Here is a 25,265-nt window from a genome sequence, read left to right as displayed (position 1 = left end):
GGCACGCTGTTGAGTTCTCAAGGAACGGACGCTTCCTTTGGTGCGGAGTCAACCGCGCCCTCCGGGCGTTTAACGTTCAAGGTGTTTCAGTTTTTTGTTTTCCGTGTTTCGCTTTCGCGTTTCCAGCTTAGCACACCGTTTCGGCGGCTTCGCTTTCCTCGCTTTCGGCTTCAACCGCGTTTCCGCGTTTTCCGCCTCCCGGACTCTAGCAGATCTTCCGACCCGCTTTTCGTCCGCTGCTTCGTGCTTTCGGCCTTCGAAACTCTCGTTTCCCCGGCTTCCGGCTCTTCGAGCTTAGCAGCCCTTCCGGCCTGCTTCGCCCACCGCTTCGGGCATCGGGAATTCACATTCTCCGAGGCATTTGGCGGCGTCCGCAGACTTTAGCGGAGCGCATTCCCGATCGCCTAATCGGTGATCATGGATTTGCTCGCCTCCCGGGCGGACTTCGCAACAGTACACGGCCGGGCCCGGAGCTCCAAATCGCTCCGGGCCCGGCCGCTCGTACCGCCCCTGCGGGCTCAGTCGAGGATCAACGCCCCTTCCCCGTCACGGGGTTCGGGCCCGGCACCGTGTTCGGTCCCGCCTCGGTCACCGGCGGCGTGGTCGTGACCTTGCCGTCGTGTGTGAAGCCGATGCCCTTGAGGGTGGGCAATGCGCGCCCGTCGCCGGTGAGCTCCACCTTGTATTGCAGGAAACGCGATGCGGTCCCCATGGTGTCGCCCGGTCGGGACAGGTCCTTCCATGCGGTCCAGCTCGCGTCCGGAACCGCCGTCGTCCCGGTCCGCACCGATACCCGCAGCGTCGTGCCCTTGGGAATCTCGGCCTGCCAATCACCGGCCAGCCACGTCACCATCCGGCCGGCGTCCAAGGCCTTCGACACATACGTGCCGGTCGGGGCCTTGTCCAGGGTGAGAGCGTCCGGACGGTCACCGCTCACCGCTCCCCCGGAGACGGTGCCGTTGGTGAAGTCGAACGCGCCCGTCTCGGCGACACCCGGCCTGGGCATCACCAGACGCGCGGTGTCCTTCTTCCTACCGCTGCCGCCCGTCCAGGTTCCCTCGTTCCCGGCCGCGTCGACGCCCGCGAGGCGGAACGCGTACGTGCTGCCTGCGCCGAGGTGGCCGAGCTTGGCGTGGTGCTCGGTGGTGGACTGCTTCCGGTCCGCATATACCGGTCGGACCGAGTTCGGGTTGTCGCCCAGAAGGACCGAGGTGGTCGTGGGCTTGTCCGTCTTCCAGGTCAGGTCGGCGCTGCCGTCGGGCCAGGTCTTGACCGAGACGTCGCTGATCACCGGCGCCTTGCGGTCGGCCTTGGGCGTGCGGAACTCCGCGGGCTTCGCGTTCGGGGCGGGCCAGACCGTGCGCTCGCCCTTCACGTTCTCCGAGGTGAGTCGGTAGTAATAGGTGGTGTCGGGCTTGAGCGCGCCCAGGGCGACCTTGTGCTCGCCTGCGGTCTCCACGCTCTTGTGGGTGATCGGCATCTGGTCCGGCTTGGTGCCGAGCTGCATCTCCGTGGTGGAGGGCACGTCGGTCTTCCAGGTCAGCGTGCCCGAGCCGTCGGCGGCCGGGGCCGCCTTGGCCTCGGCGATCAGCGGCGCCACCGCGTTGGCGTAGGTCGCCGTGTACGCGCCGGAGGTCCCGTCGAAGACGGCGTACTCGATGCCCTTGACGGTGGTCTTTTGGAAGGTGACCGCAGAGCCGCCTCGGGACAGGCCCGTGAGGGTCGTGCCGCCCGAGCCGGTGGTCGGCAACATCGTCATCAGGTTCGTCGCGGCCGCGTTCTGGTTGACCGTGAAGGTGACCGTGTTGCCGACCCGGTTGAGGCCGGTGATGGTGGACGCGTTCCGGGCGTCGGTCCAGTCCAGCAATTGTTTGGCGGAGACGATCGGGACGTTCTTCGCCTTGGCCGACGCGATCAGGGCCTGTTCGATGTCGAGCTGGCCCACGTTGCCGACCCCGCCGTTGGCGTTCGCCGAGTCCGTGTGGTTGTTCATCACGAACGCGCCGTAGAAGCCGTCGTTGTTGGCACCGTTGACGAGCTGGTCGAACGTGTCCGGGTAGACCTGTTGGAATTCGTCGTTGATCTGGGTGGTGCCCTGGTAGATGTCGATCATCTGACCGCTCGGGTCGGTGAATCGCATCGGGAAGCCGGAACCGGTGAAGAATCCGGGGCTCGCCTTCATGAGCGGCCCGCCCCACGTGTTCTTCCAGTAATCCGGCATGTAGTAGTAGTTCGTGTCGAGCCGGATTCCCTTGGCCCGGGCGATCGAGGCGTTCGAACTCCAGTCGGGCCAGGTCAGACAGTGCGTCCGGTTGGTGGTGGGCTTCAGCGGGGCGTAGCGGGTGAAGTCGTCGAGGCTGTTCTCGTACACCGCGCCGAGTCCGGCGTTGATGTCCGTCTGGGAGGCGCCGGCACGAAGCTGCGGGCAGCTGCCGTTCTGGTCGACGTGTCGGGCGATCTCGAAGCCCTGTGCGGTCCAGTTCTGGACGTCGGACACCGACGGCGCCTGGGTGCCCTGTGGTCCCGGGCCCCAGACGTAGATGGTGCCGCGCATGCACTTCCAGTTCCGTACTGCGGCGTCACGCAGTGCGGCGATCGGGCTCGAGCAGGCCGGGTCGGAGCTGTTGTTGTTGTAGCGGGTGACCCTGCCCTGCATGTCGCTGAGGTTCTGGCCGTGGTTGTCGCCGGTGGAGACCATCACGACCTTGAGCAGGTCGGGTGCCGCGGTGGCGGCGTTGCCGGGCAGGTACCAGGTCCTCGGGATCGGGGCCTTGGCCCGGTTGCCGAGTTCGATCAGGTTGGCGAACAGGCGCTGCTGCTCGTCGGCCTGCGGGATCTGGACCCGGCTGAGGTCGATCCAGTCCGGGTAGAACATGTCGTCGGCGCGCATCAGCGGGCCGCCGCTGTCGGAGAAGTTGTCGTTCTCGACGCCGGCCTGGGCCGGGTTGCCCTGGCGGGTCTGCACGATCGAGCGGGCCAGGTCGTAGGTGAACGCGGACGCGGTGCCACTGCCCACCGGGCGGGTGGTGACGGCGGGGCCGAGCGGGGTGGTGCCGGTGCGGGTGTACAGGTCCGCGACTCGGACCGTGCCGGCGCCGCCGGGGACCGTCCAGACGTCGGCGGGCCCGTGGTACTGCATGCTCTGCTGGCTGTAGATGCCGGCGCCGGCGGCGGTGCCGCTGTCCACCTTCATGTACTGGTTGGCCTGGAAGCCGCCGGAGGTACCGAGGCCGAGCAGGCCGGCCAGGGCGGCGCGCGGGTGCATCGCGATCAGGTTGCCGCCGCCGTTGACCCAGGTGGTGAGGTCGGTGACCAGTTGTGCCGAGGGGGCGAAGTCGCCGAGGACGACGGTGGTGTAACCGCCGAGCACCGCGGCGTTGACCGCGCTCGCGTCCTTGACCGCGAACGAGTTGAGTCCCTCGCTGCGCAGGATCTCGGTGTAGTAGCAACTGAACGGGTTCGAGTCGGCCTTGATCACCAGGATGGGGCCGGTGTTGGGCGCGTCGCACGGTGGTGTGGGCGGGGCCTGGCCGGTGGTGAAGGTCCAGGTCGTGTCCGGCATCGCGTTGTCGGACTGGTCCTTGACGCCGCTCACGGTGAGTGTGTACGGCGTGCCGTAGGCGAGTTCGGCGTCCGGTTTGAGGGTGAGCTGGGTCGGCGTGGTCGGGTTGTCGAGTTCGAGTTCGGCGGGTACGGCCGTGCCGTTGCGCTTGAGGACGAAGCTCAGGCCGGTGGGCTTGAGCGGTTCGCTGAACGTCACCGAGGGTTGCACGCCGGAGAGCACGCCGTTGGCGTTCGGCATCGGCGACTGGCCGGTGACCGCGGGGGCGACGGTGTCCTCGGCGTTGGTGCTGAAGACGACGTCCACCCAGTAGTTGCTGCCGTTCCAGCTGTCCGTGGGGTAGATGCTGCCCGCGTTGTACTTGTAGACGCCGTTGCCGCCGTCGACGCCGTCGGCCAGGGCCGTGATCAGCGAGTTGCCGACGGGTTGGGAGAACGAGCCGGTGTTGGCGGGATAGTTGCCGTTGGGCGCGAAGTAGGACGCGACGTAGGTGACGCCCGCGTGCACGGTGATCGGGGTGGGCAGGTCGACGGTCTGCCAACCGCTCCCGGTGCGGCTGACGTTGGGCACGGTGGCCAGGCGGGTCTGGGTGTTCTTGTCCCACAGGCTGACCGCGTACGGGCCGGTGCTGCCGGTGAGCTTCCAGAACTTGATCGACTTGATCTGGCCGTCGGTGGTGGTGCGGAACTTGACGCCGACCTCGACGCTGTTGTTGTCGGTCTGGTTCGGCGTGTTCGGGCTGACCGGGCCGGTCCAGATGTTGGTCTCCACGGACTGGCTGGCGCCGGTGCCGGTGGTGAACGACCAGGACTTGGTGGCCATGGTGTTGCCGGCGGCGTCCTTGGCGCCGGTCACCGTGACGGTGTGGCCCGTGGACACGGCCAGTGGCGCGGAGGGCTGGAACGTCGCCGTGTTGCCGCTGTACGTCGCGGTGCCGGCGACGGCCGGGCCGCCGGTCTGGTTGACCGCCCACTGGATGGTGGCGGGCTGTACGGGCTCGTTGAAGGTCACCGACAGCGGCGCGGCGGTGGCCACTCCGGTGGCGTTCGCGGCGGGGGTGGTCTGGGTGACCGTGGGCGGTGTGGTGTCGGCGCCGGGGACGAAGGAAACGTCCACCCAGTAGTTGCCGGCCTGGTAGGAGTCGGTCGGCATGCCGCCGCCGGGGTTGTAGGTGTAGACGCCGTTGCCTTGGTTGCCGTTGCTGGCGGGGGCGACGAGTTGTTCGACGGTGCGGTCCGACGCGAAGTAGTTGTCGGTGACCGTGTAGCGGCCGACCGGTGCCACGTAGGAGGCGATGTAGGTGTGTCCGGCGGTGACCGGCACGGGAGTTGTGAAGGTCGCGGTCTGCCAGCCGGACGCGGATTCCGCGATGAAGGTCACCGAGGTCGCGGTGCCGGTGGCGGTGTCCCAGATCCGGCCGGTGTGGGTGCCGGTGTTGCCGGCGTCCTTCCAGAACTTGATCTCGGTGATGGTGCCGTTGCTGTTGGGCTTGAAGCGCACGCCCAGTTCGACGGCCACCGCGTCGGTGTCGGTCACGGCGCCGTTCGGGGTGGCGCCGGCGAACAGCGAGCACGGACTGCATGGCGCGGCCTGGGCCGCGGTGATCGGTGCGAACAGGGTGAACAGCAACGCACCGATCGCGGCGAACGCGATGCTCGTCCACGTTCCTCTGCGTTGTCGGTGACCCGATCTGGTTCTGGCGCGGGCAGCCTTCATCGAGTTGGTGCTCCTCAATGGCATGACGGTCGGTTCGTGGTTCGGGGCGGGCGGCGCGGGGAGTCCGGGCCGCCGCGCTCGCCCTCGGGGCCGGCCGCCGGCGGATCGGTGCCGCCGGCGGCCGGCTTCCGGGGTTTGCCCGGTCGATGGTGGTGACTCGATCGGGTTCGGTGCCGGGTACCGGGCGTTCGATGTCCGGGCGTTCGATGTCCGGGTGTTCGGTGTTGCCGCGACCGGCTGCCGCGGCTAGTTGGTGGTGAAGACGACGTCCACCCAGTAGTTGCTGTCGTTCCATGTGTCGGTCGGGAACCCGCCGGCGCCGTAGGCGTACACGCCGTTGCCGCCGACGGTGCCGGACGCGGCGGCCTTGACGGGTCCGGTGCCGGCGGCCGCGGTCAACCCGCCGTCCGTGGAGGAGTACCGGCCCACCGGGGCGAAGTACGACGCCACGTACGTGGTGTTGGCCGCGATGACGACCGGTTGGGTGAAGTTCACCTGTTGCCATCCGGAGGCTGTCTCACTGCCGAAGACCGCGCTGGTGAGGAGGGTGCCCGTGCCGGACCAGATCGTTCCGGTGTGCGTGCCGGTGTTGCCGGCGCCCTTGTAGAACCGCAGTCCGGTGACCTTGCCCGGGACCGTGCTGCTGAACTTGACGCCGAGTTCGATGCCGGTGGTGTCGCTGTCCTGGAGCACGGCGGGCGTCGCGGTGGCGGGCCAGATCGTGCAGGACGGGTTGCAGGTGGGCGGCGGCGTGCTGCCCGCCGTGGTGAAGGACCACGTCTTGGCGGCCATCGTGGTGCCCTCGGCGGTTTGCGCGCCGGTGAGGGACACCGTGTACGTCGTGCCGGCGGCCAGGTCGACGGTCGGGTCGAAGGCCGCGACCCTGGTCGCGGCGTTGTAGCTCGCGGTGCCGGCGACGGTGCTGTTGTCCGCCTTGGTGACCGACCACACGATCGTCGCGGGCTGGACCGCGAGGTCGAAGGTCGCGGTGATGTTGCCGCCGACCGGGGCGAGCGTCGCCCCGCTCACCGGGGCGGTCGCGGTGACCACCGGCGCGGGGTTGGTCGGCGTGGTGTTCGAGGTGGTGAACACCGGGTCGACCCAGAAATTGCTGTCGTTCCAGGTCGAGGTCGGGAATCCGGTGCCGTAGCGGTAGACGCCGTTGCCGCCGGACGTGTTGCTCGCCGGTGCGGTGAGCGGGCCGCGGATGTGCGCGTTGGTCAGGCCGCCCTGGTCGGCGGAGTATCTGCCGTTGGGCGCCTGGTACGACGCGACATAGGTGGTTCCGGCGGTGACCGGCACGGGCTGGGCGAATGTCACCTGTTGCCATCCGGACGCGGTTTCGCCGGTGAACGGCGCGGTGGCCAGGAGGCTGCCGGACGCGGACCACAGGGTCCCGGTGTGTGTGCCGGTGTTCTCGGCGTTCTTCCAGAACCGGATGCCGTTGATGAAACCGGCCCGGTCGGCCTGGAATTTGACGCCCAGTTCGGTGGCGGCGGTGTCCGGATCCGGGCCGGACGAGGGCTGGTCGGTCGGCGTCCACAGCGTGCATGGGCAGTTCACCGGTTGTGGTGGCCCGCCGAGGGTGACCGTGACGCCCGCGGACGGGATCTCGGTCCGCGCGCTGTCGTCGGTGGCCCGGGTCTTGATGGTGATCGAGCCGCCAGCGCCGGTGGTGAATACGTAGGTCCAGTTCTCCCGGCCGGTGGTGGCCGGGTGCCAGGTGGCGCCGTTGTCCACCGAGACCTCGACGCCGCCGACCTTGCCGCCGGTGTCGGTCGCGGTGCCGGTGATCGTCACGTTGGAATTGGCGGGCAGGCTGCCGCCGTTGGTCGGCGCGGTGATGGTCGAGGTGGGCCGGGTGGTGTCGGTGCTCGCCGTCGCCGCGACCATGCCGGCCATCAGCGTGCCGGGCTGCACGCCCATGTCGGCGAACAGGTTGATGGTGGCCTGCTGCATCGCGGTGTCGACGGTGCCGTTGGCGCCGACCCGGTACACGTCCAGACCCCAGGCCCACTGGATGGTGCCCGCGCCGAAGACGAGGGCGCCGCTGGGTGCGCGGTAGAGCGTCAGGCTGTGCGTCGAGCTGCCGTCGGCGTAGGTCGAACCCTGGTCCTGGATCACGGACATGCCGGACTTGACCGTGGTCGAGAGTCGGATCAGTCCCGCGGGCCGGGAGCCGTTGTCCAGATCGGAGTCCCATTCGTAGCCGAGGGTTCCGCTTCCGAGTGTGGTTTGTGCGGTGAGGCCGAGGGTGGCGAGGCGGGTGTTCCGCCACAGGCGAAGGCGGCCGTCGGCGCCGTTGGCGTTCATGTCGGTCGTACAGCAGTTGACCGTGAAGATGGTGCCGCTGAGGCTGTTCTCCGGTCGGCCGCCGTCACCGGGCGGTGAGAACCGCGGGTCGCGCCAGGTGCCCGTCCACATGGCCGGGCCGAGCGGGTCGATCGACTCGTTGGCGTGGGTGTCCTTGTACGAGACCAGGTTGCGGTGATCGGGGCCGTTGCCGTTGATCCCGCCGTTCTCCCAACGGGTCTTCCAGAAGATCTCGTTGCCGGAGAAGAAGGCGAGGTTGACCCCCGCGTCGCGGGCCGCCTCGACGTTGGCGCGTTGGGTGCCGGACCAGTACTCGTCGTGTCCCACCGACAGGAAGACCTTGTGGTTCTTGATCAGTTGGCCGCGTCGGTCGCTGTCCACGCCGGTCGTGTAGGTGACGTCGTAGCCGTTGCGTTCCAGAAAGCGCAGCATCGCGAACTCGGCGTTGAACAGCGAGTCCCCGGGATTGTCCGCACGCGTGGTGAAGGGTCGGTTGTAACTGACCTTGTACGCCCGGCCCACCGGCTGCCCGGTGTAGAGGTCGTTGCCACCGTAGGCGTTGTACGCCTGCCAGGTGGTGTCGGATGCCTGCATGAACATCGCCGAGTGCGACGCGTCGTTGCGGACCACGAACGGGATGTGGCTCGCGCCCGATGAGCCGTCGGTACGCGTGGGTTTGGCGATGTAGTAGCCGGATACCGCGTCCGCGGGTACGTTCCAGGACGCGGAGTCGGTCCAGTTGGAGCAGTCGATCAGCCCGGTCACCAGGTTGTCGGTGTCGCAGCCGGACTGTTGCCGCGGCGTGACCGCCGAAGCCGGGATCGTGTAGACCTTGCGAGCGCCGTTGCCGTTGTACCAACCGAGTCGGTAGATGTCGATGCGGTAGGAGCTTGCGGACGTGTCGATCTTGAACTTGATCTGGCCACCGGCGTTGACGCTGATGTCGGTGGAGAAGCCTTGAATGGCGTTGCTGCCGGCACCGCTGATGTCCCATTCGGTCCGCGGGTTGCCGGTCTTGGTGTTCTCGCAGGCAACCGCGTTCGCAACGGGTGCGTCACACGGCCCCGCGGCGGCCTCGGGTGTATTCGGAGCCGCGACGGTCAGCGCGAGCAGTAAAGCGAACAATGTCGGAATCGTCGCTCTGCGCAGCCGTGGTCTGGGCAATTTCATGAGTGTCCCCCACCCGGTATCGGTGCCCGGGGCGGTGTCCCGGGTCCGAGATAGGGGAAAGTGTGGCGCACGTTCCGGCCTGTTGTCCGGGTTTTGCCCTCTCGTGAAGCGGGCCGTGGGTACAGTGCGGGAACCGGGGGCGGGTCGGCCTCGGATCGGACTTGGGGGAGTTCGAAACACAGGCCCTGGCGGGGATGGTTCCGCACGATGGTCCGGGGGGACTTTGTGAAGGTAGTGATCACCGGCGGTGCCGGTTTCATCGGCTCGAATCTGGCCGCCGCGTTGCAGGACCACGACGTCGTGCGCGACGTGCACGTGGTCGACGACCTTTCCACGGGGTCGCTCGCGAGTCTGGACGGCTTGAAGGTGACGTTCCATCAGGGGTCGATCCTGGAGCCGGAGTTGCTCGATCGCGCGTTCGCCGGCGCGGACGCGGTGGTGCACCTGGCGGCGCTGCCGTCGGTGCCGCGCTCGGTGGAGGCGCCGCTGGCCAGCCATCACGCCAACGCGACCGGCACCCTGGAGGTGCTCGAGGCGGCACGGCGGGCGGGCAACATCCATGTGGTGGCCGCGTCCTCGTCGTCGGTGTACGGCGCGAATCGCGAGTTGCCCAAGCGCGAGGACATGCGCACCGCGCCGCTGAGTCCGTACGCGGTCAGCAAGTTGGCCACCGAGTCGTATCTGATCGCCTACGGCAACTGCTACGACCTGCCGGTGCTGCCGTTCCGCTTCTTCAACGTGTTCGGGCCCGGTCAGCCGGCCGATCACGCCTACGCGGCGGTGATTCCCCGGTTCGTGGACGCGGCGTTGGCCGGTCGACCGCTGTCCGTGCAGGGCGACGGCGAACAGACGCGCGACTTCACCAACATCGGCAGCGTATGCGCCGTGCTCATCGACGCGGTGTTGCGCCGGGTGGTCTCCGACATCCCGGTCAACCTGGCGTTCGGTTCGCGGACTTCGCTGAACGCGCTGATCGCCCTGTTGACGGAGGTGCTCGGGCATCCGGTGGAGGTCGAGCACGCGCCGCCTCGGCCGGGCGACGTGCGGGACTCGCAGGCGGACGGGTCGCGGCTGCGCGCGTTGTTCCCGACCGCGGAGCCGGTCGAACTGCGCGAGGGACTCGCGCAGACGGTCGCGTGGTTCCGGTCTCGGCTCAACTGAGCCGGTCCGCGGCCTCGCGCGGGCGCAGCGGGCGGGCCGGCGAGCCCACCACGGTCGTGCCCGCCGGTACGTCGCGCGTGACCACGGCGCCCGCGCCGACGAAGGCGCCGGGGCCGACGGTCAGCCCTTGCAGGACCACGGCATTGCTGCCGACGGTGGCGTCCTCGCCCAGGTGCACGTTGCCGGAGATGTTCGCGCCCGGGTACACGGTGCTGCGCGCGTCCAGTACGGCGTCGTGTCCGATGGTGGCGTTGTAGTGGACCTGCGCGTGCGGGCCCAGGGTGACGCTGCTGGAGACGTGCGCGTTGGCCTGGATCAGACAGCCGGCGGCGATCGCGGTCTCCGGCGAGATGACCGCGCGCGGGTGTACGAGGGTGACCGCGTGCAGGCCGCGTTCGTCGAGCAGGCGGGTGAGTCGGGCGCGCGCGTCGGGTGCGGCGATGCCGACCAGGTAGTCGCCGGCGTCGACGTCGGTCGGGCGCAGCACCGGCAGGCCGCGCACCTTCTCGCCGGCTCGGGCGTCGTCGAGGAAAGCGGTGACGGTGAGCGTGGCGGCGATCGCGGCGTCGAGGGCTTCGCGGCCGACGCCGCCGGCCCCGCAGATGTAGAGCGGCATGGGGACATCCTGGCATCGCCGGGCGGCCGGGATGGGGTGCCTGCGCACGCGGGCGCGGTACGGGTGGTCCGGATCCTCGAGCGGAAGCGGATTGTGCTGTGAGTACTGACCGGGAAGGCGATCATCGGGTCCGGGGTTCGGCGCGGTATCTGTCCCGATTGGACCTGTTGGGCACGGCCGTGGTCGCGGCGACCGCGATGTGGGCGTTGGCGGCGGCGGCGAATCGGGCCGGTGAGCCGGAGGCGTATCTGTTCGCGCTGTTGGCCGCGGTCGGGGGCTATGTGCTGGGGCGAGTGCTGGGCGCGCGTTCCGCGTTATTGGCGCCGGCGCTGGTGGCCGGCGGGGTGACGGCGCTGCTGGTGTTGTGGCCCGGCGCGTTGAGCGGTGATGCCACGGCGCCGCCGTTGGAGTACGGGAACGCCGACGGCGCGTTGGTGGCGCAGGCGGTGGGCGCCGCGTGTCTGGCCGCGCTGGTCGTCGCATCCGATCGGCGGCGGGGCGAAATCCTGGTTTTGGCCGGGTTGTTGGTACTCGCGGCCTTCGCGACGCGGTCGGTGGCGGCGGCGGTCGGCGCGTTGGCCGTGCTGCTGACCGCGTTGATGTCGGCGGTGGTGTATCGCAAGGGCACGGTCGTGGTGGTGTCGGCGGTGTGTGTGCTCGGAGTGGCTTTGGGCACTGTGGTGCTGGGGGTGCTCGGCAGCCGCACGGGCGGCCTGGAGGGTGCCGCCGAGGCGGGTCTGACCGAGCGTCGGGTGCAACTGTGGTCCGACGCCGTGGACCTGACGAAGAGTTACCCGCTGCGCGGGACCGGTCCGGGCATGTTCGTGACGAACAGTCCGACCGCGAGCGCGGACGCGGATGCGCGGTCGGCGCATTCGCTGTGGCTGCGCCAAGGCGCCGAGCAGGGGGTGCCGGGAGCACTGTGTCTGGTCGCGCTGGTGGGGTGGATGTACGTCCGGTTGTGGCGTTCGCCGCAGCCGGTCGCGGTGGTCGTGGTGGGCACGGCGACGTTCACGGCGTTCGTGGTGCAGGCTTCGATGGACTATGTGGCCGAATTTCCGGTGGTGTTGGTGGCGGTCGGGCTGTTGGCCGGGGCGGCGACGGCGAGTCCGGATCCGGAATTGCGGGCGCGCTTGGAGCGTGGGGTGTTGTAGCGGGGACGTGGAGCGGGGTTGCGCGGCACAGTTGCGGGGCGGGGTTGCGGGGGCGCCGGGGTGGCATCTTCGGGCGCAATAGGGTTCTTGAGCCGATTTGCCCTGCTTGCCCAGGTATACGCCCACTCGTGCGAGCGAAACCTCAGATGATGCTCAGATCCGTGTCGCGCGAGCGACTCCGCGTCTATTTTGTGGAATCGCCGCAACACGGGCGCACATATTTCCCAGGCAAGGGGAATGTCACGTCGATTCGCAGGTTTGTCGATCCGCGTGCAGGATTGCCGGAATCCCGTTTCGAGTTCGTTGCGGGATTTTCCAGAGAATGAGGAAAGCGGGACGGGCGGTCCGGGGGGCCGCTGCCGCGCAGGTGTGAACGAGCCCTGGGCATCTCGCCGTATATGCAGGTCACAGCCCTTTCACCAGGTGGACATGGGCCCGGTCGACCATGAGGTCGATGCGGTTGGCCGACGTCCTTCCCTACCCCCGAAACGGTGACGGATGCTTCCGGAAAGCCCTTTCCCGAATTTCGCCTCAGGCCTTTCGAATACGCTGCGCGACTGCTTCAATGCTCACTGATCTCCAGGTGGCCTCGGTATCACCTGTTCTTCGGGAGGGCACGATCAGCAGCACAACGGCCGCGAATCCATTCGGCACGGACTTCTGGAGCGGCAACCGGGGCATCGCCTGGCTGGCTCTGCTCGAACTCGTGGTCCTCGTCGTGGTGTTGCTGCGGGTGCTCGCCCGCCGGGCGGGGCCGCGTGGGTTGTTCCGCGGGTTGTGGCAACAGGTCGTGGTGACGGGGCGGGCGTTCGCCGCACCGTTCGTCGCCTGGCGACGGGATCGACGCGGGGTGGCCACGCTGACCCGGTACCTGGGTACGCCCGAGACGTTCGATCTCACGACGCGCGCGGTGGCGCGGGCGCGGTCGGCGGGCGTCGAGCCCTGGGCCGTGGTCCTGGCGGACGAGCGGGTGTCGGTGCGGCTCACCGCCGCCAATTCCCCCGAGGTGACGGGGCCTTGGGCGGCGGACCCGGAGGATCCCCTGCTGTGGTCGACCTCGGTGGCCGAACTGGGCGCGACGGCACCGGATTCGGCGGCACCGGGTTCGGGAGTACCGGATTCGGCGGCCCCGGACGCGGAGGCTGCGCTGCCGGTCGTGGTCGGGTTGCTGGACTCGGGTGTCGTGCTTCTGGACCTGTCGGCGGTGGCGCCGGTGGTCGCGGTAACCGGGGATTCGGCCGCCGGACGTGACCTGGGGCACGCGCTGACCGCGCAACTGGCCCGGCGGTTGCCGGCGGGTTCGGTCGGGGTGGCTCGGGGTGTACATCCGGGCTTCGCGGGCCGTACGCCGGGCGAGTTGTGCGCCGATCCCGGGGTGCGGGTCATGGTCTGCGCGGAGCCCGAACTCGAACCCGAACTCGAGGACGAGCTCGCGGCGTTCACCCGGAGCCGGACGCGGCGGATGCTCGTGCTCGGGGACGTGCGCGGGCGCCGCCTGACACTGCGGCCGGACGCGTTCGGGGTCCTGCCCGCTGCGGACGGCCTGGGCCCGGTCGAGACGGCGGGCCTGGCCCGCGCGGTCGCGCGAGTGGTCCGCTCCGGACACCTGACCCCCTCGGAACCGCTCCCTCCGAGCCCGACGCCACCGAACCCGGCTGCGGCTCTGCCGGGGGCGACCCTGTCGGGGGCGGGCGGCGGCGGGGCGGACGGGTCGGCTGCCCCTGCGAGGAACGCACGGACCTCGATCCCGGGGGCAGGCGCGAGGCCGGAGGCGGCAACTGCCTGCGTGGGGAATGAGCACGGCTCGCCCGGGAGTGCACGGGCGGCAGGAGCGTCGGCTGCCGGCTCGCCGAACGCGCGAGGCTCGGCTGTCGCAGAGGTGGTCGGTACAATTACGGCTGCGGCTACCGCTCCCGCTACGAGTACGGCAACCACGCGTGCTTCGGCCCCCGGCGGGGCGAGCGCGCGAGCCACACCCGAGCGCGCGGCCGGCGCGGACGGCGCGGCGCGCACGGGCAGCACGGCGGGAGCGGGCAGCACGGCGGGAGCGGGCGACTCGCCCGTGGGCGTCACGAACCGGGGGAATTCGGCCGCGAACGCATCTGCTGCGGACCTCTCGGCCGGCGGTCCGGCGAACGCGCGCGGCTCGGCAGCGGGTGGGCCTCCCGTCTCCCGCGGACCGGGCGTCCCCGGTGGATCCGTCTCGGCGGGGGCTGCCACGGCGTCCGGACCGCGCAGCGCCCGGGCGGGCAGGTCCGGCGGGTCGACCGGCAGCGTGAACGGATCCGACGCCGCTCCGGCCGCCGCGTCGGGGCCTATACCGGCATCCGGATCCGGGCCGGCGTCGGCGTCGGCGTCAACCGCATCCGCCGCTTCCCGGGCCGGAGTTCCGAGCCCGCCCCGGTCCGGTGCCGCGACCTCGCCCACCACACCCGCTCCCGAGTCCACCCGGCAGGCGGCCGTACCCGCTCCCGCGCCCACCGGCCCCACGGCACCGACAATCACGGCACCGACACCCTCGGGATCCGCGTCCCCGGGATCCGCGTCCCCAGGATCCGCACCCTCGGCTCCGCCCACCCCTCCTCGCCGATCGCCGGCGTTCGCCTCCGCACGCCACACCCAGACTCCGACCGAAAACATCCCCGCGCCCCGAACCAACCCGCCCCGCTCCGCCGACCCGGCGACCCCGGCGGCCCCGACCACCCACCCGACGGAGACAGCAGGCGCGGCAGGCCGGCCCGGCGCAGCGAACATCGCCGACCCGACGGATGGGCCTGATCCGACCGACCAAGCTCCGCCGACCCACCCGGCTGCGGATCCCGCGGACCCGGCCGACTCGGCGCGCGCGCCTCACTCGGGCGACCCGGCTCCACCAACCGAACCGCCCACCCCCACACTCCCGCCCACCCCGGCCGACCCCGCCCACGCCGCCGACCCGGCGGAGCCGGCGGAGCCGGCAGGCCCGGCCGACCCCATCAAGCCCAGCACCCCGCCCATCCGCACCGAGCCACCCGCCACCACTCCCCCACGCGACCCGGTCGACTCCGCCCCCACCGCCGACCCGACCGACCCGACCACGCCCGTCGCCCAGCCCATCTCGACCACCCCGACCACCCCGACCACCCCGACCACCCCGTCCATCCCGCCGGACCCCGCCGACCCACCCCACCCCGCAGTTCCCGCCCATCCCGACCCGGAGCACGTCCCCGGCCGGGGTGAGCGGTTGTGACCGCCGTCCGCGTTCCCCTGGAGGCGATCGCATGCGACTGACCATCACCGTGTCCGAGCCCGCGCGGAGTCGGCGGGACTCGATCGTGATCGAGGCGGATTCCGGGACCACCGTCGGCGAACTCCTCGAACACCTCGCCGACACACACGACCTGGGCGCGCCCGGTGTGCCCTGTCGTCTGGCCGACACCGTGCTCGACCACGACGCCGTGTTGTCGGTGTGCGGCATCCGTGAGGGCAGCGAACTCACCCTCGGCCCGGTCTCCGCCGACCCGATCGACGCGCGCCCCGACCCGCCGCTCGTCGAGGTGCATCTCGCGGCGGGCCCGGGTGCGGGGCGGATCTGGCCGCTGCCGATGGGCACTTACGACATCGGCGCGGATCCCGGGTGTGCGATTCGGATCGACGAGCCCGGCGTGCCGGCGCACGGGATCCGGGTCATCGTCGGGCCGTCCGGCGCGGTCCGGGTCGCGGTGCCGCCCGGCAGCGAGATTCGGCTCGGGCGGGTGTACCGGGCCAAGGAGGACACACCCGCGCGGCCGATCGACCCGAAGGACCGGGAGTTCGCCGACGAGCCGCCGCCGGATCCCGAGCAGCCGATCGTCGGCGAGGTCGAGTGGGAACTCGGGCTGGGCCTGACCGTGGGTCCGGTATTGCTGCGCACCGCCGCGCCGTTCGACGCGGGCGCGGACATCGTGCCGTCGGCGGACGGCGCCGGGCTGGACTTCAACCGGCCGCCGCGGATCGTCGAGCCGGTCAAGGGCGGGCGGTTCCGGATCCCGACCCGGCCGCGCGGCAACTTCAGGCAGCCGTTCCCGATGTTGATCACGCTTGCGCCGATGTTGCTCGGCCTGGTCATGGTCAAGATCTTCCATTCGTACTTCTTCCTGATCTTCGCGATCTTCAGCCCGATCATGGCGCTGGCCAACTGGATCTCCTCGCGGCGCAGCGGGCGCAAGCAGTTCGTCAAGGACTTGGCCGCGTACCGGATCCGCAAGGCCGAGGTGCTCGCGGATGTCGCGGCGAGCACCGAGGTGGAACGGCGGGGGCGGGTCGACGCGATCCCGGATCCGTCGGTGACCGGGCTGTTCGCGACCGGGCCGGGGCAACGGCTGTGGGAGCGGCGGCGGGTGGACCCGGACCATCTCGTGTTGCGGGTGGGCACCTCGGCGCACACGTCGCTCAACGAGGTCGAGGATTCCGATTCGGAGTCGCTGGATCGGCGCGCGCATTGGACCGTGCCGGATGTGCCCACGGCGGTGGATCTCCCCCAGCAGGGTGTGCTCGGGGTGGCGGGGCCGAACGGGCCCGCGCTGCGGATGGCGGGTTGGCTGGTCGCGCAGGCGGCGATCATGCACAGCCCCCGGGACGTGCAGGTACGGCTGTTGACCGGGGCGGCCGGTGCCGACGCGTGGGGGTGGTTGGCCTGGTTGCCGCACGCGCGCGGCACGGTGCGCGGCGGGCCCGAGGTGTTGATCGGCAGTGATCCGGAGACGATCGCGGCTCGTGTCGCCGAATTGGTCCAGGTGGTGCGCGCGCGCAAGGCCGCGGCCGAGACGTTGTTGCGCAACGCGGTGTTCGCCGAGCCGGATGTGGTGCTGGTGGTGGACGGCGCGCGCCGGTTGCGCGAGATCCCGGGCATGACACAGGTGTTGCAGGAGGGCCCGCAGGTGCGGGTGTTCTCGATCTGTGTGGATTCCGAGGAGCGCTTCCTGCCCCAGGAGTGCACGGCGGTGATCGGTGTGGACGACGCGTCGGCGGCGCGCGGGCCGGTGGCCACGGTGCGCCGGCACGGCGCGCCGACCGTGACCGAGGTACGGCCGGACCTGCCGACCGTCGGGTGGTGCGACGCGATCGCCCGGGCGCTGGCGCCGGTGCGCGATGTCACCTCACCGGACGAGGGCGCGTTGCCGGATCGGGTGTTGTTGCCGCGGTTGTTGGCGCTGGATCCGCCCGACCCGGCCGTGATCGGCGAGCGGTGGCGGCGCCGGCCCGCGTCGACCCGGGTGGCGCTCGGCGTCGGCTACGACGGGCCGGTCTCCTTCGACCTGGTCCTGGACGGTCCGCACGCGCTGATCGCGGGCACCACCGGGTCCGGCAAGTCGGAGCTGTTGCAGTCGTTCGTGGCCGCGCTGGCGGCGGCGAACCGCCCGGACGAGCTGACCTTCGTGTTGGTGGACTACAAGGGCGGCAGCGCGTTCAAGGACTGCGTCGAACTCCCGCACACGCTCGGCATGGTCACCGACTTGGACGCCCAGCTCGTACACCGTGCGATGGCCTCGCTCGGTGCCGAACTCACGCGCCGCGAGTTGTTGTTGGCGATGGTCGGCGCGAAGGACCACGCGGAGTACCGGGGAAAGCGGCTGCGCGACGCGCAGTTGCCCGCGCTGCCTCGACTGCTGCTGATCGTGGACGAGTTCGCGACGCTGGTGCGCGAGGTGCCGGACTTCATCCCGGGTCTGGTCGGCATCGCCCAGCGCGGGCGTTCGCTGGGCATCCACATGGTGCTCGCCACGCAGCGTCCGGCCGGGGTGATCACGGCCGACATCCGGGCCAACACCAACCTGCGGATCGCGTTGCGGGTGACCGACGCCGGCGAGAGCTCGGACGTGATCGACACCAAGGACGCGGTGGCCATCTCCTCGGCCACCCCGGGCCGGGCGTTGGCGCGGACCTCGCATCACACGGTGATCCCGTTCCAGACCGCGTACGCGGGCACCGAGCGGGTGGACACCAAGGCCGCCCCGGAGCCGGTCCGCCCGCTCCCGGTCGCGCCGGAGGTTGTCCGGCCGCAGACCTCGGTGTTGTCCTGGAGCCGGTTGGGTCGCCCGCGTCCGCCCGCCGCCGAGCCGGAGGTGGAGCCGCAACCGCAGGTGGGCGATGCCGAGCCGACCACCGACCTCAAGGAGTTGGTCACCGCGATCTCGGCCGCGGCCGCGGTGCTCCCGGACTTCACCAAGCCGCCGAGTCCGTGGTTGGACCCGCTGCCGCATCGGGTGTTGCCGGACGAGTTGCCCGAACCCGCGCCCGCCGCCGATCCGGCGCCGGGTGCGCTGGAGCCGGTCGCGTGGGCGATGGAGGACGTGCCGCATCTGCAGGCGCGCAAGGCGGTGTTGCTGGATCCGAGCACGTTCGGCCACCTGTTCGTGGTGGGCGCGCCGCGTACCGGGCGCAGCCAACTGTTGCGCACGATGGCGGCGGCGCTGGCCAAGAGGCACTCCTGCGGGGTCGTGCACATCCAGGCGATCGACGCGGGTGGTGGCGCGCTGGCCGCGCTGGCGGACTTGCCGCACTGCGGCACGGTGGTGCCGCGCAACGACCTGAGTCGGATCGACCGGCTGATCTCGCGGCTCGGCGAGGAGCTGAGCGTGCGTCAGGAGCTGTTGTCCCGACACGCGTGCGCAAGCCTGACCGAGTTGCGGGCGGGCGACGCGCAGGGGTGTCCGGCGCATGTGTTCCTGTTGATCGACGGGTGGGATCCGCTGGCGCCGACGTTGTACGAGTACGACGACGGTCGGGTGATGAACGAGGTGGTGCGGTTGTTGCGCGAGGGCGCGGCGGCGGGCATCCACCTGGTGATGACCTCGGAACGGGCTTTGATCAACGGGCGGTTGTCCTCGGTCAACGACGACATGGTGCTGTTGCGGTTGGCCGATCGGGCCGAGTACTCGGGGGCGGGCGTGCCGCGTACCGCGATCCCCGGTTCGATGCCTCCCGGGCGGATCCTGGTGTCGGGGTCGTGGACCGAGGCGCAGGTGTGCCTGTTGGCTCCGGGCGAGAGCGGGCGCGAGCAGGTCGAGGCGCTGCGTCGGATCGCGGCGGACGCGCGCGAGCGGGACAAGGCGGTGGACGCGGCGCGCCGGCCGTTCGAGTTGGCCGCGTTGCCCACCTCGATCACTTTCGCCGAGGCGTACGAGGCGGTGACGCCGGCCCAACGGCGGCCGTTGTGGGCGCTGTTGGGGATCGGTGGGGACGCGGTGGGCGCGGTGGGCGCGGATTTCGGGGACGCGCAGCACACGTTCGCGGTGGTCGGGCCGCCCGGCAGTGGGCGCAGCAACACGCTCGCCACGATGGCGGTGTCGCTGTTGGCGAGCGGGACCCGGGTGGTGGCGATCACGCCGCGCGATTCGCCGCTGCGGCTGTTGCGCGCGCACCCGTTGGTCACGTTGGTCGAGGGCGCGGACTCGGACGGCTCGCGGACCACGGCCGCGGTCGAGGACCTGGCCGGTCCGGCGGTGGTGTTGATCGACGACGCGGATCTGTTGTCGGAGATGGGCTCGATGGTCGGGTACGCGCTGCGCGAGGTGATCGGTTCGGGTCGCGACCGGGGCGTCGGGTTGGCGTACGCGGCCACCGCCGAGACGTTGTTGCAGTCGCTCAGCGGGTGGTTGGGCGATGTCCGGCGCAACCGGCAGGGCGTCCTGCTGTCGCCGCAGTTGGGTGGGGAGGGTGATCTGATCGGCGCACGACTGCCCACCGAGCGGGTCCGTCAGCCGTTGCGGATCGGGCATGCCTGGATCCGGGACCGCAAAGGCTTTTTGGCTCCGGTGCTCGTGCCCGAGACGCACCTGCGCCCCACCGCCGAGTGACGGCGATGGGGCGCGGTGCGGATGGTCACGCGGTTCCCGGGGGCCCCGCGGGGAATCGGGAATTCCGGGTCGGGTCAGGCGTTGTGCGGAGCCGGCGGCGGGACGTCCTCGCCGTCCAGGCTCCGCAAATTGTTCACGACGACCTGGAAGGTGTCGCTGAACTGCTTGATCGAAACCATCGCCTTGTCGAGCGAGTTGGTCAGCTCGTCATAGGACTGGGTCATCTGCGGGCTGGTCTTCCGCAGATAAAGGCCACCGTCTGGGTTCAGCAACGTCGTCACGGTGGTTCGCAGACTCTTCAATGCCGTCTGCGTGTTGGCCGCGCTTTGCACCATGTCGTCGGAGACCAGTTGGACCTCCGCGATATTGACGTCGACATCCGTGCCCAAGGGAGTGGTCATGTCAATCCGTTCCGAGGTGGAGGGGTGATGTGTCGGGGGTGATCGATGTACTCAAGCCGACTTCTGGAGAGCCGCCTTCATCGATTCGTCGAGCTTCCGCGCCGCCTCGACAATCTTGTCGAATTGACCGGAGAATGTGCCGATCGTAAATATTGCCTTTTCCAGGTCCGTGCTCAGCGTCTTGTATTTGGTGTTGAGTTCCTCACTGCTGAGCTTGAGCCACAGGCCGGAACCGGGCTTGAGCAATCCGTCGACCTTTCCCTGGAGTCGGCGGATTTCCAGGACGGCCGCCTCGGATACCCGGGTCATTTCGAGCTGGGCGGTCCGCACCTGGTCGTAGGTGATCTTGAAGTCGCTGGGCATGGAAACTCCTTCGCCGGCGTGTGGTGACGCGTTCGAAACAATCCGCGGGCGCTACATCTCGCGGCGCCCGCCACCGATAGGCGGCCGGTGCGCCGGCGGGTCCTTGACGACCTTGGTCCACTCGGCCTTCGGGTCGTTGACGTTCGGGGTGGTGTAGACCGTCGTGCCGTCCTTGTCGGTGACCGTCTTGGTGCCCCGACCCGAGCCGTCGACCGTGACCTTTTCCGTGGTCACCGAGCCGTCGCGGCCGGTGGTGACGGTGTCGTAGGCCCCACCTGCGCCGTACGTGGTGTGCTCGGTGTAGGTGCTGCCGTGGTCGGTGATGGTCACCGTCTGCTCGGTGACGTTGTAGTTCGCGTCGACCTTGACCGTGACCTCGGTCGTGACGCCGTTCTTGTCGGTGCTGGTGTAGTGCAGGGGCGGTTCGGCGCTCGGTTGCGGGGGGGCCGTCTCGCCTTCCTTGGGCTTTCCGTCCGGGTGGGTCTTGAGCCATTCCTCCCAGGTCTTCTTCTGTTCCAGCCAGCGATTCAGTGGATTACGTCCCGGTGTCGCGGCGAATTGCGCCGCGACGCCGTCGTCCCATGCCTCCGCACCGTCCGCGACATAGCCGAGGAGTTTGGAAAGCGCCTCCAGGCCGTCGACGGCCTTGCCCATCGGAAACGACCAGGCCGTGTAGAAGGAACCGAGTGGAGCGGCCACTCCACCGATGTCCTTCGCCGGAACCGTACCGTGCTGCCCGGGTACTCCGGAACCATGGGTACGGAACTTCGACACATCGTCCCGGAAGGTATTGGCGAGCAGTGTCAACGCGCTCGCCATTTTGCGAAGCTCGGTGTAATCCAGGGAGATATCGGGCAAAGGGAACTCCATTCGACGGCTCTGCGCGAGCTCTGCGGTCCGAACACTGGCGCCGCGTCTCATCATCGGACAAGATTGCCGGAGAATAAAGAGCCGCACCCACAACGGTGCCGATATCCGTGCCGCGCGAGTGCGACATCCACCACGCGAGCAGCGACATCCGACGCGTACGAACCGCCGCCCGGAGGGCCCATGCCACGCAATGTCGATGCCACGACGTTGAAAAAGCTGGGATACACGACGGACCCGACGCCGGGTGATCCGACCTCGATCACGGATGCCTCGCTATATCTGGCCGCGTTGACGAAGAAAGCCGGCGACGCCTCCACGAAACTCGCCGGCCTGGTCCAGGAGGGCGCGGGCGCGCCGTTGATGGGCGAGGCGGCCGGCGAGTTGCGCGCACACGTCAAGGACCAGCTCAAGCTGTTCGTGGACAAGCTGGCCCAGGCCACACAGCTCGCGAGCACCGCGCTGGCCGGCTACTCGACGGACCTGCTCGCGGCCCAGGCGAAGGCCCAGGAGGCACTGAACGCAGCGGCCCCGCTGCCCGAGAACGACCCGGGTCTGGAGGCGGCCCGGGCGACCATGGCCACGGCGCGCACGATGTACCTGGAGGCGGTCGAGAAGGCGCGCAAGTCGCTGGCCTCGGCCACCGCGCTCAAGACCAGCCCCAAGACGGTCGCCGAGGAGTTCTGGGACTTCTTCAAGATCTTCACGATCGTGCTGACCGTGCTCGGCGTGCTGTTCGGCGGCCCGCTGGGCCTGTTGGCCTTCGGCGCCAACCTGGTCGTGCTGGGCAAGACCATCGCCGACTTCGCCCGGGGCAAGGCCACCGGCCTGGAGTTGTTCCTGAACATCCTGGGCGTGCTGTTCCCCTCCACCAAGGCGCTGTTGCCCGCGCTGCTCAGCGGCCTGAAGAACCTGCTGGTGGGACTCGGCAAGGGCGCGGTCAACCTGTTCAAGGGCGCCGGCGACCTGCTGTCGCTGCTGAGCACCGGGCTCAAGGGATTCAACCTGGCCGGCTGGAGGTTCGCGCTCGCCTACGCGGGTCTGCTCACCGGCACGTTGCTCTTCAAGGGCGGCGCGCTGGTCGGCAAGTTGCTCGTGCTGCCGTTCAAGGCGATCGTGTGGGTGGGCAAGACCGGTTGGGCCGTGGCCAAGAAGGGCTTCGGCGAACTCAAGGGCTGGGGCTCGCTGGGCATCATCCTGCCGGTGGCCGGGGACGAGATCGCCAAGCTGGGCCTGTCCCGGGCGTTGAAGATCGGCTTCTGGGAACGCGGTGTCCTGGGCAGCCAGAAGGACTTCATCCGCGCGTCGCTGGGCGTGCCGCCGGCGGCGGCGGGCGGCGCGGGCAAGCTCGGCGGGCACACCCCCACCCTGGCCCCGCCCGGCGGGCCGATGGGCAAGGACCTGGCGCTGTTCAAGGGCCATCCGAACCTGTCCATCGGCGTGTTCGACCCGGGCGGCGTGGCGCGAGCGGGGAGTTCGTTCGACACCGCCGTGTTCGTCCCGGCGGCGAGCGGCCTGTACACCCCGCACTACGGGCTCGGCGTGTACACCTTCGACCACACCCTGCTCGGACACGAGGGCCTGCGATCCCTGGGCACCACGGTCGGCCACGTGGGAACGCCGAACGTGCAGTGGAATTCGCTGCACGACGTGCTGAACCAGGCCGGAAGCATGTCCGCGCTGCACGGCCTCAACCTCGGCGCCATGACGCCGCACACGATCGGCGGCGCGGTCGAGAGCAGCCAGTCGTTCGCCAAGAGCGCGATCGGGTTGGGCGACGACGTACGGATGACCCCGCTCCCGGAGATGCGCCGGCTCACCCACGGCGACACCACACTGACCACCGTCGGCACGGACCGCTTCGTGGCGACGGCCCCCGACCCGCTCGCGAACAAGGTCCCCGCGCCGACCACCACCACGCACACCCCGGGCCTGTCGCACTCGGTGTCCTCGCCCGGCGTGCCCACGTCCACGCATCCGCCGACGGCACTCACCGAGGGCACCACGACCCGCCCGCTCGACGTACGGTCGACGTCGACCGTCTCGCCGTCCACGGCGCCGGTCGGCGGGGCCGCGCCCGCGGTGGACGTGTTCGACCTGCTGGCGCCCGTACCGGGCAAGGTCGGGTCGACGCCGGCGCCACCCGTCCCGCCCGCGGGGTCCGGCGGCCCGGGGGTCTCCGCGCTGCACCGGGACACGGCGTTCAACCTGTTGGCCGGCGGTCCCCGGAACACCGATCACGTCCCGGCCGCCTCGGCCCGGTTCACCCCGGTCGACCTCGCGGGCGGCAACGGCGCCGGCGTTCGCCCGGACCTGGCGGGTGGTCGGGGCACGACAAACACCGTGTCGGCCCTCGTCGGCGAACGCATCCCGCTGCGTGCCGACCCGCCCCAGGTCACTCCCGCGCCCGGACCGCCGCCCACCGCGCCCTCGCACACCGTCGGCGGCGGGCGCGCACCACTCCCCCCGAACGCGCTGGCCCACCTGGGGGCCACGCAGGACAATCTGGTCGCCAAGGTGCTCGACGACGTGGCCACGGGGCCCGGGCCCGGTGGCAAGTCCACGCTTGCGCTGCCCGGTTCACGGCTGGAGGCGTGGCATGACTACACCCGGGCCCGACACGCCTTCGATCGGGCCGCCGCGACCGAGCAGGCGCTGCGCGCCGGGCAGTTCACCGGCGAGAGCAGCGGCGGCGTGGGGCGGGCCGAGTTGATGATCGCCACGGCGACCCGGGCCAACGCCGGGCTCGCACTGGCGGACGCCACGGCGGCGTTGAAGGCGTGGGGCGTAGACCCGGCGGTCGCGGCACCGAAGGTCGCCGACGCCCTGGCCAAGCTGCCGGGACTGCGCGGTGGCCTCCCGCCCGTGGAGCACGTCAACGACACCAGGCCCCGCGAGACGTACGCCTGGCAACAACAGGATCGGGTCGCCCAGCCCCACGAGCCCGCGATCGCCAGGTTCGGCGGCCCGAACGCCGTGGACCACTTCGAGGTTCTGGGCCCGATGGGCCCGAACGGCACCCGCCCGCTGCTCCACGACGGTTACCTCCTCCCCGACGGCACCTATCAGGTCTTCGCGGGACCCGCCGGTGCCGGCTCGGACTTCCGGATCTGGGGGGACCTCGACGGCACCGTCCTCAAGCAGGGGCAACACCTGCCCGAGAGCGGCCGGTTCAAGGTCACCGACGTGGGGTCCGAGGATTTCCAGGTCTGGGGCCCGCGCGGCGCCGACGGCAGCCATCCCGTCCTCACCGACGCACGGCACCTCGGCAACGGGAGGTTCCGGGTCTTCGACGGCCCGATGGACCCTGCGCACAACTTCCACATCTGGGAACGGGGGTCGGGAACGGGCGACATCGTCTCCAACCACGTCGTGCGGGAGACCGCTCGCAGGTTGGGCGACGGTACCTTCCAGATCTTCGACGGCCCGAGGATCGGCGATACGGACTTCCGGATCCTGGGGCCGCGTCAGGCGGACGGCACCTATCCGCTCATCGCGGACGCCTGCCGACTCCCCGACGGCACCTACCAGGTACACCGCATGCCCAAGAAGGACACCGACCCCTTCCAGATCTGGGGTCCGCGCGGCGCCGACGACAGCCATCCGGTCCTCGCCAGGGGTGAATACCGGCCCGCTACCGACGACTTCAAGGTCGTGAGCGAGGCGAGCGGACACTTCCAGATCTGGGGCCGGCGGGGTGCGGACGGCGAACACCCCGTACTCCACGACGCCTACGCACGCCCCGACGGTACATACCGGGTCTACGACGGACCACGCGCCGACCCGACGCGGAACTTCGGGATCTGGGACCACCAGGGCGGCGTGCTCAAGAGCGCGGAGTACCGGCCCGCGACGGGTGACTTCAAGGTCACCAACACGCACAACGCCGACTTCGAGATCTGGGGAACGCGGCACACGGTCGACGGCACGGACCCGGTGCTCAGGCAGGGCCGGGCCCTCGGTGACGGCACGTATCAGGTGTTCGACGCACCCCGCACGGGGCCGACGCAGGGCTTCGAGGTCTGGGACGGACACGGCACCACCATCAAGCGCGGCGAATACCGTTCCGCCTCGGACGACTTCAAGGTCACCAACGAGGCCGACCCCGACTTCCAGATCTGGGAC

11 protein-coding genes are annotated in these 25,265 nt (G+C 70.1%); 5 read left to right on the top strand and 6 right to left on the bottom strand.

Translation table 11 applies throughout. The features are described 5' to 3' along the window. Positions 1-529 precede the first annotated feature (529 nt). Together ACZ4FV_RS07080 and ACZ4FV_RS07075 are read right to left on the bottom strand one after the other, a co-directional pair. On the bottom strand, positions 530-5,278 hold the full coding sequence (locus ACZ4FV_RS07080; RefSeq protein WP_402237522.1) for a DUF4082 domain-containing protein: 4,749 nt from the start codon (positions 5,276-5,278) through the stop codon (positions 530-532). Positions 5,279-5,524: 246 nt separating this feature from the next. Next, positions 5,525-8,716 (bottom strand): DUF4082 domain-containing protein, encoded by a 3,192-nt coding sequence (locus ACZ4FV_RS07075; RefSeq protein WP_465322069.1) that lies wholly within the window; start codon positions 8,714-8,716, stop codon positions 5,525-5,527. A 270-nt stretch (positions 8,717-8,986) separates the two neighbouring features. Here ACZ4FV_RS07075 and ACZ4FV_RS07070 point away from each other — a divergent pair, with 270 nt between their 5' ends. Beyond that, positions 8,987-9,922, top strand: coding sequence for an NAD-dependent epimerase/dehydratase family protein (locus ACZ4FV_RS07070; protein ID WP_395859342.1), 936 nt, complete (start codon positions 8,987-8,989; stop codon positions 9,920-9,922). Here ACZ4FV_RS07070 and ACZ4FV_RS07065 read toward each other — a convergent pair. Then, positions 9,915-10,538: an acetyltransferase gene (locus tag ACZ4FV_RS07065; RefSeq protein WP_395859343.1), complete on the bottom strand. Its 624-nt coding sequence runs from the start codon at positions 10,536-10,538 to the stop codon at positions 9,915-9,917. The genes ACZ4FV_RS07070 and ACZ4FV_RS07065 overlap by 8 nt on opposite strands. Positions 10,539-10,636: 98 nt before the next feature. On the opposite strand from ACZ4FV_RS07065, the gene ACZ4FV_RS07060 reads away from it, so the two are divergent. The 3 genes from ACZ4FV_RS07060 to ACZ4FV_RS07050 all read left to right on the top strand — a co-directional run bounded on the left by ACZ4FV_RS07060 (position 10,637) and on the right by ACZ4FV_RS07050 (position 19,509). Beyond that, a complete protein-coding gene (locus tag ACZ4FV_RS07060; protein ID WP_395859344.1) occupies positions 10,637-11,692 on the top strand; it encodes an O-antigen ligase family protein in 1,056 nt (351 codons plus the stop codon). Positions 11,693-12,257: 565 nt separating this feature from the next. Further along, entirely contained in the window at positions 12,258-14,921 is a 2,664-nt protein-coding gene (locus ACZ4FV_RS07055) for a hypothetical protein (RefSeq protein WP_465322067.1), read from the top strand. 31 nt (positions 14,922-14,952) lie between these two features. After that, a complete protein-coding gene (locus ACZ4FV_RS07050; protein ID WP_465322066.1) occupies positions 14,953-19,509 on the top strand; it encodes an FtsK/SpoIIIE domain-containing protein in 4,557 nt (1,518 codons plus the stop codon). A gap of 74 nt (positions 19,510-19,583) precedes the next feature. Here ACZ4FV_RS07050 and ACZ4FV_RS07045 read toward each other — a convergent pair whose 3' ends face one another. Genes ACZ4FV_RS07045 through ACZ4FV_RS07035 form a run of 3 tightly spaced genes read right to left on the bottom strand, consistent with a single transcriptional unit; the run spans position 19,584 to position 21,131 of the window. Then, complete coding sequence (locus tag ACZ4FV_RS07045) at positions 19,584-19,910, bottom strand: hypothetical protein (RefSeq protein WP_395859347.1); 327 nt, start codon at positions 19,908-19,910, stop codon at positions 19,584-19,586. A 51-nt stretch (positions 19,911-19,961) separates the two neighbouring features. Beyond that, positions 19,962-20,273: a hypothetical protein gene (locus ACZ4FV_RS07040; RefSeq protein WP_395859348.1), complete on the bottom strand. Its 312-nt coding sequence runs from the start codon at positions 20,271-20,273 to the stop codon at positions 19,962-19,964. Positions 20,274-20,324: 51 nt separating this feature from the next. Continuing rightward, complete coding sequence (locus ACZ4FV_RS07035) at positions 20,325-21,131, bottom strand: hypothetical protein (RefSeq protein WP_465322064.1); 807 nt, start codon at positions 21,129-21,131, stop codon at positions 20,325-20,327. A 192-nt stretch (positions 21,132-21,323) separates the two neighbouring features. Between ACZ4FV_RS07035 and ACZ4FV_RS07030 the strand changes: the two genes are divergently transcribed. Next, positions 21,324-25,265 (top strand): RHS repeat domain-containing protein (locus tag ACZ4FV_RS07030; RefSeq protein WP_465322062.1); only part of this gene is annotated, 3,942 nt, incomplete at its 3' end.

This window comes from Embleya sp. NPDC025285 (assembly GCF_055558835.1).
The sequence above is the reverse complement of the archived record's forward strand: the minus strand, read 5'-3'. Positions and strand labels throughout refer to the sequence as shown.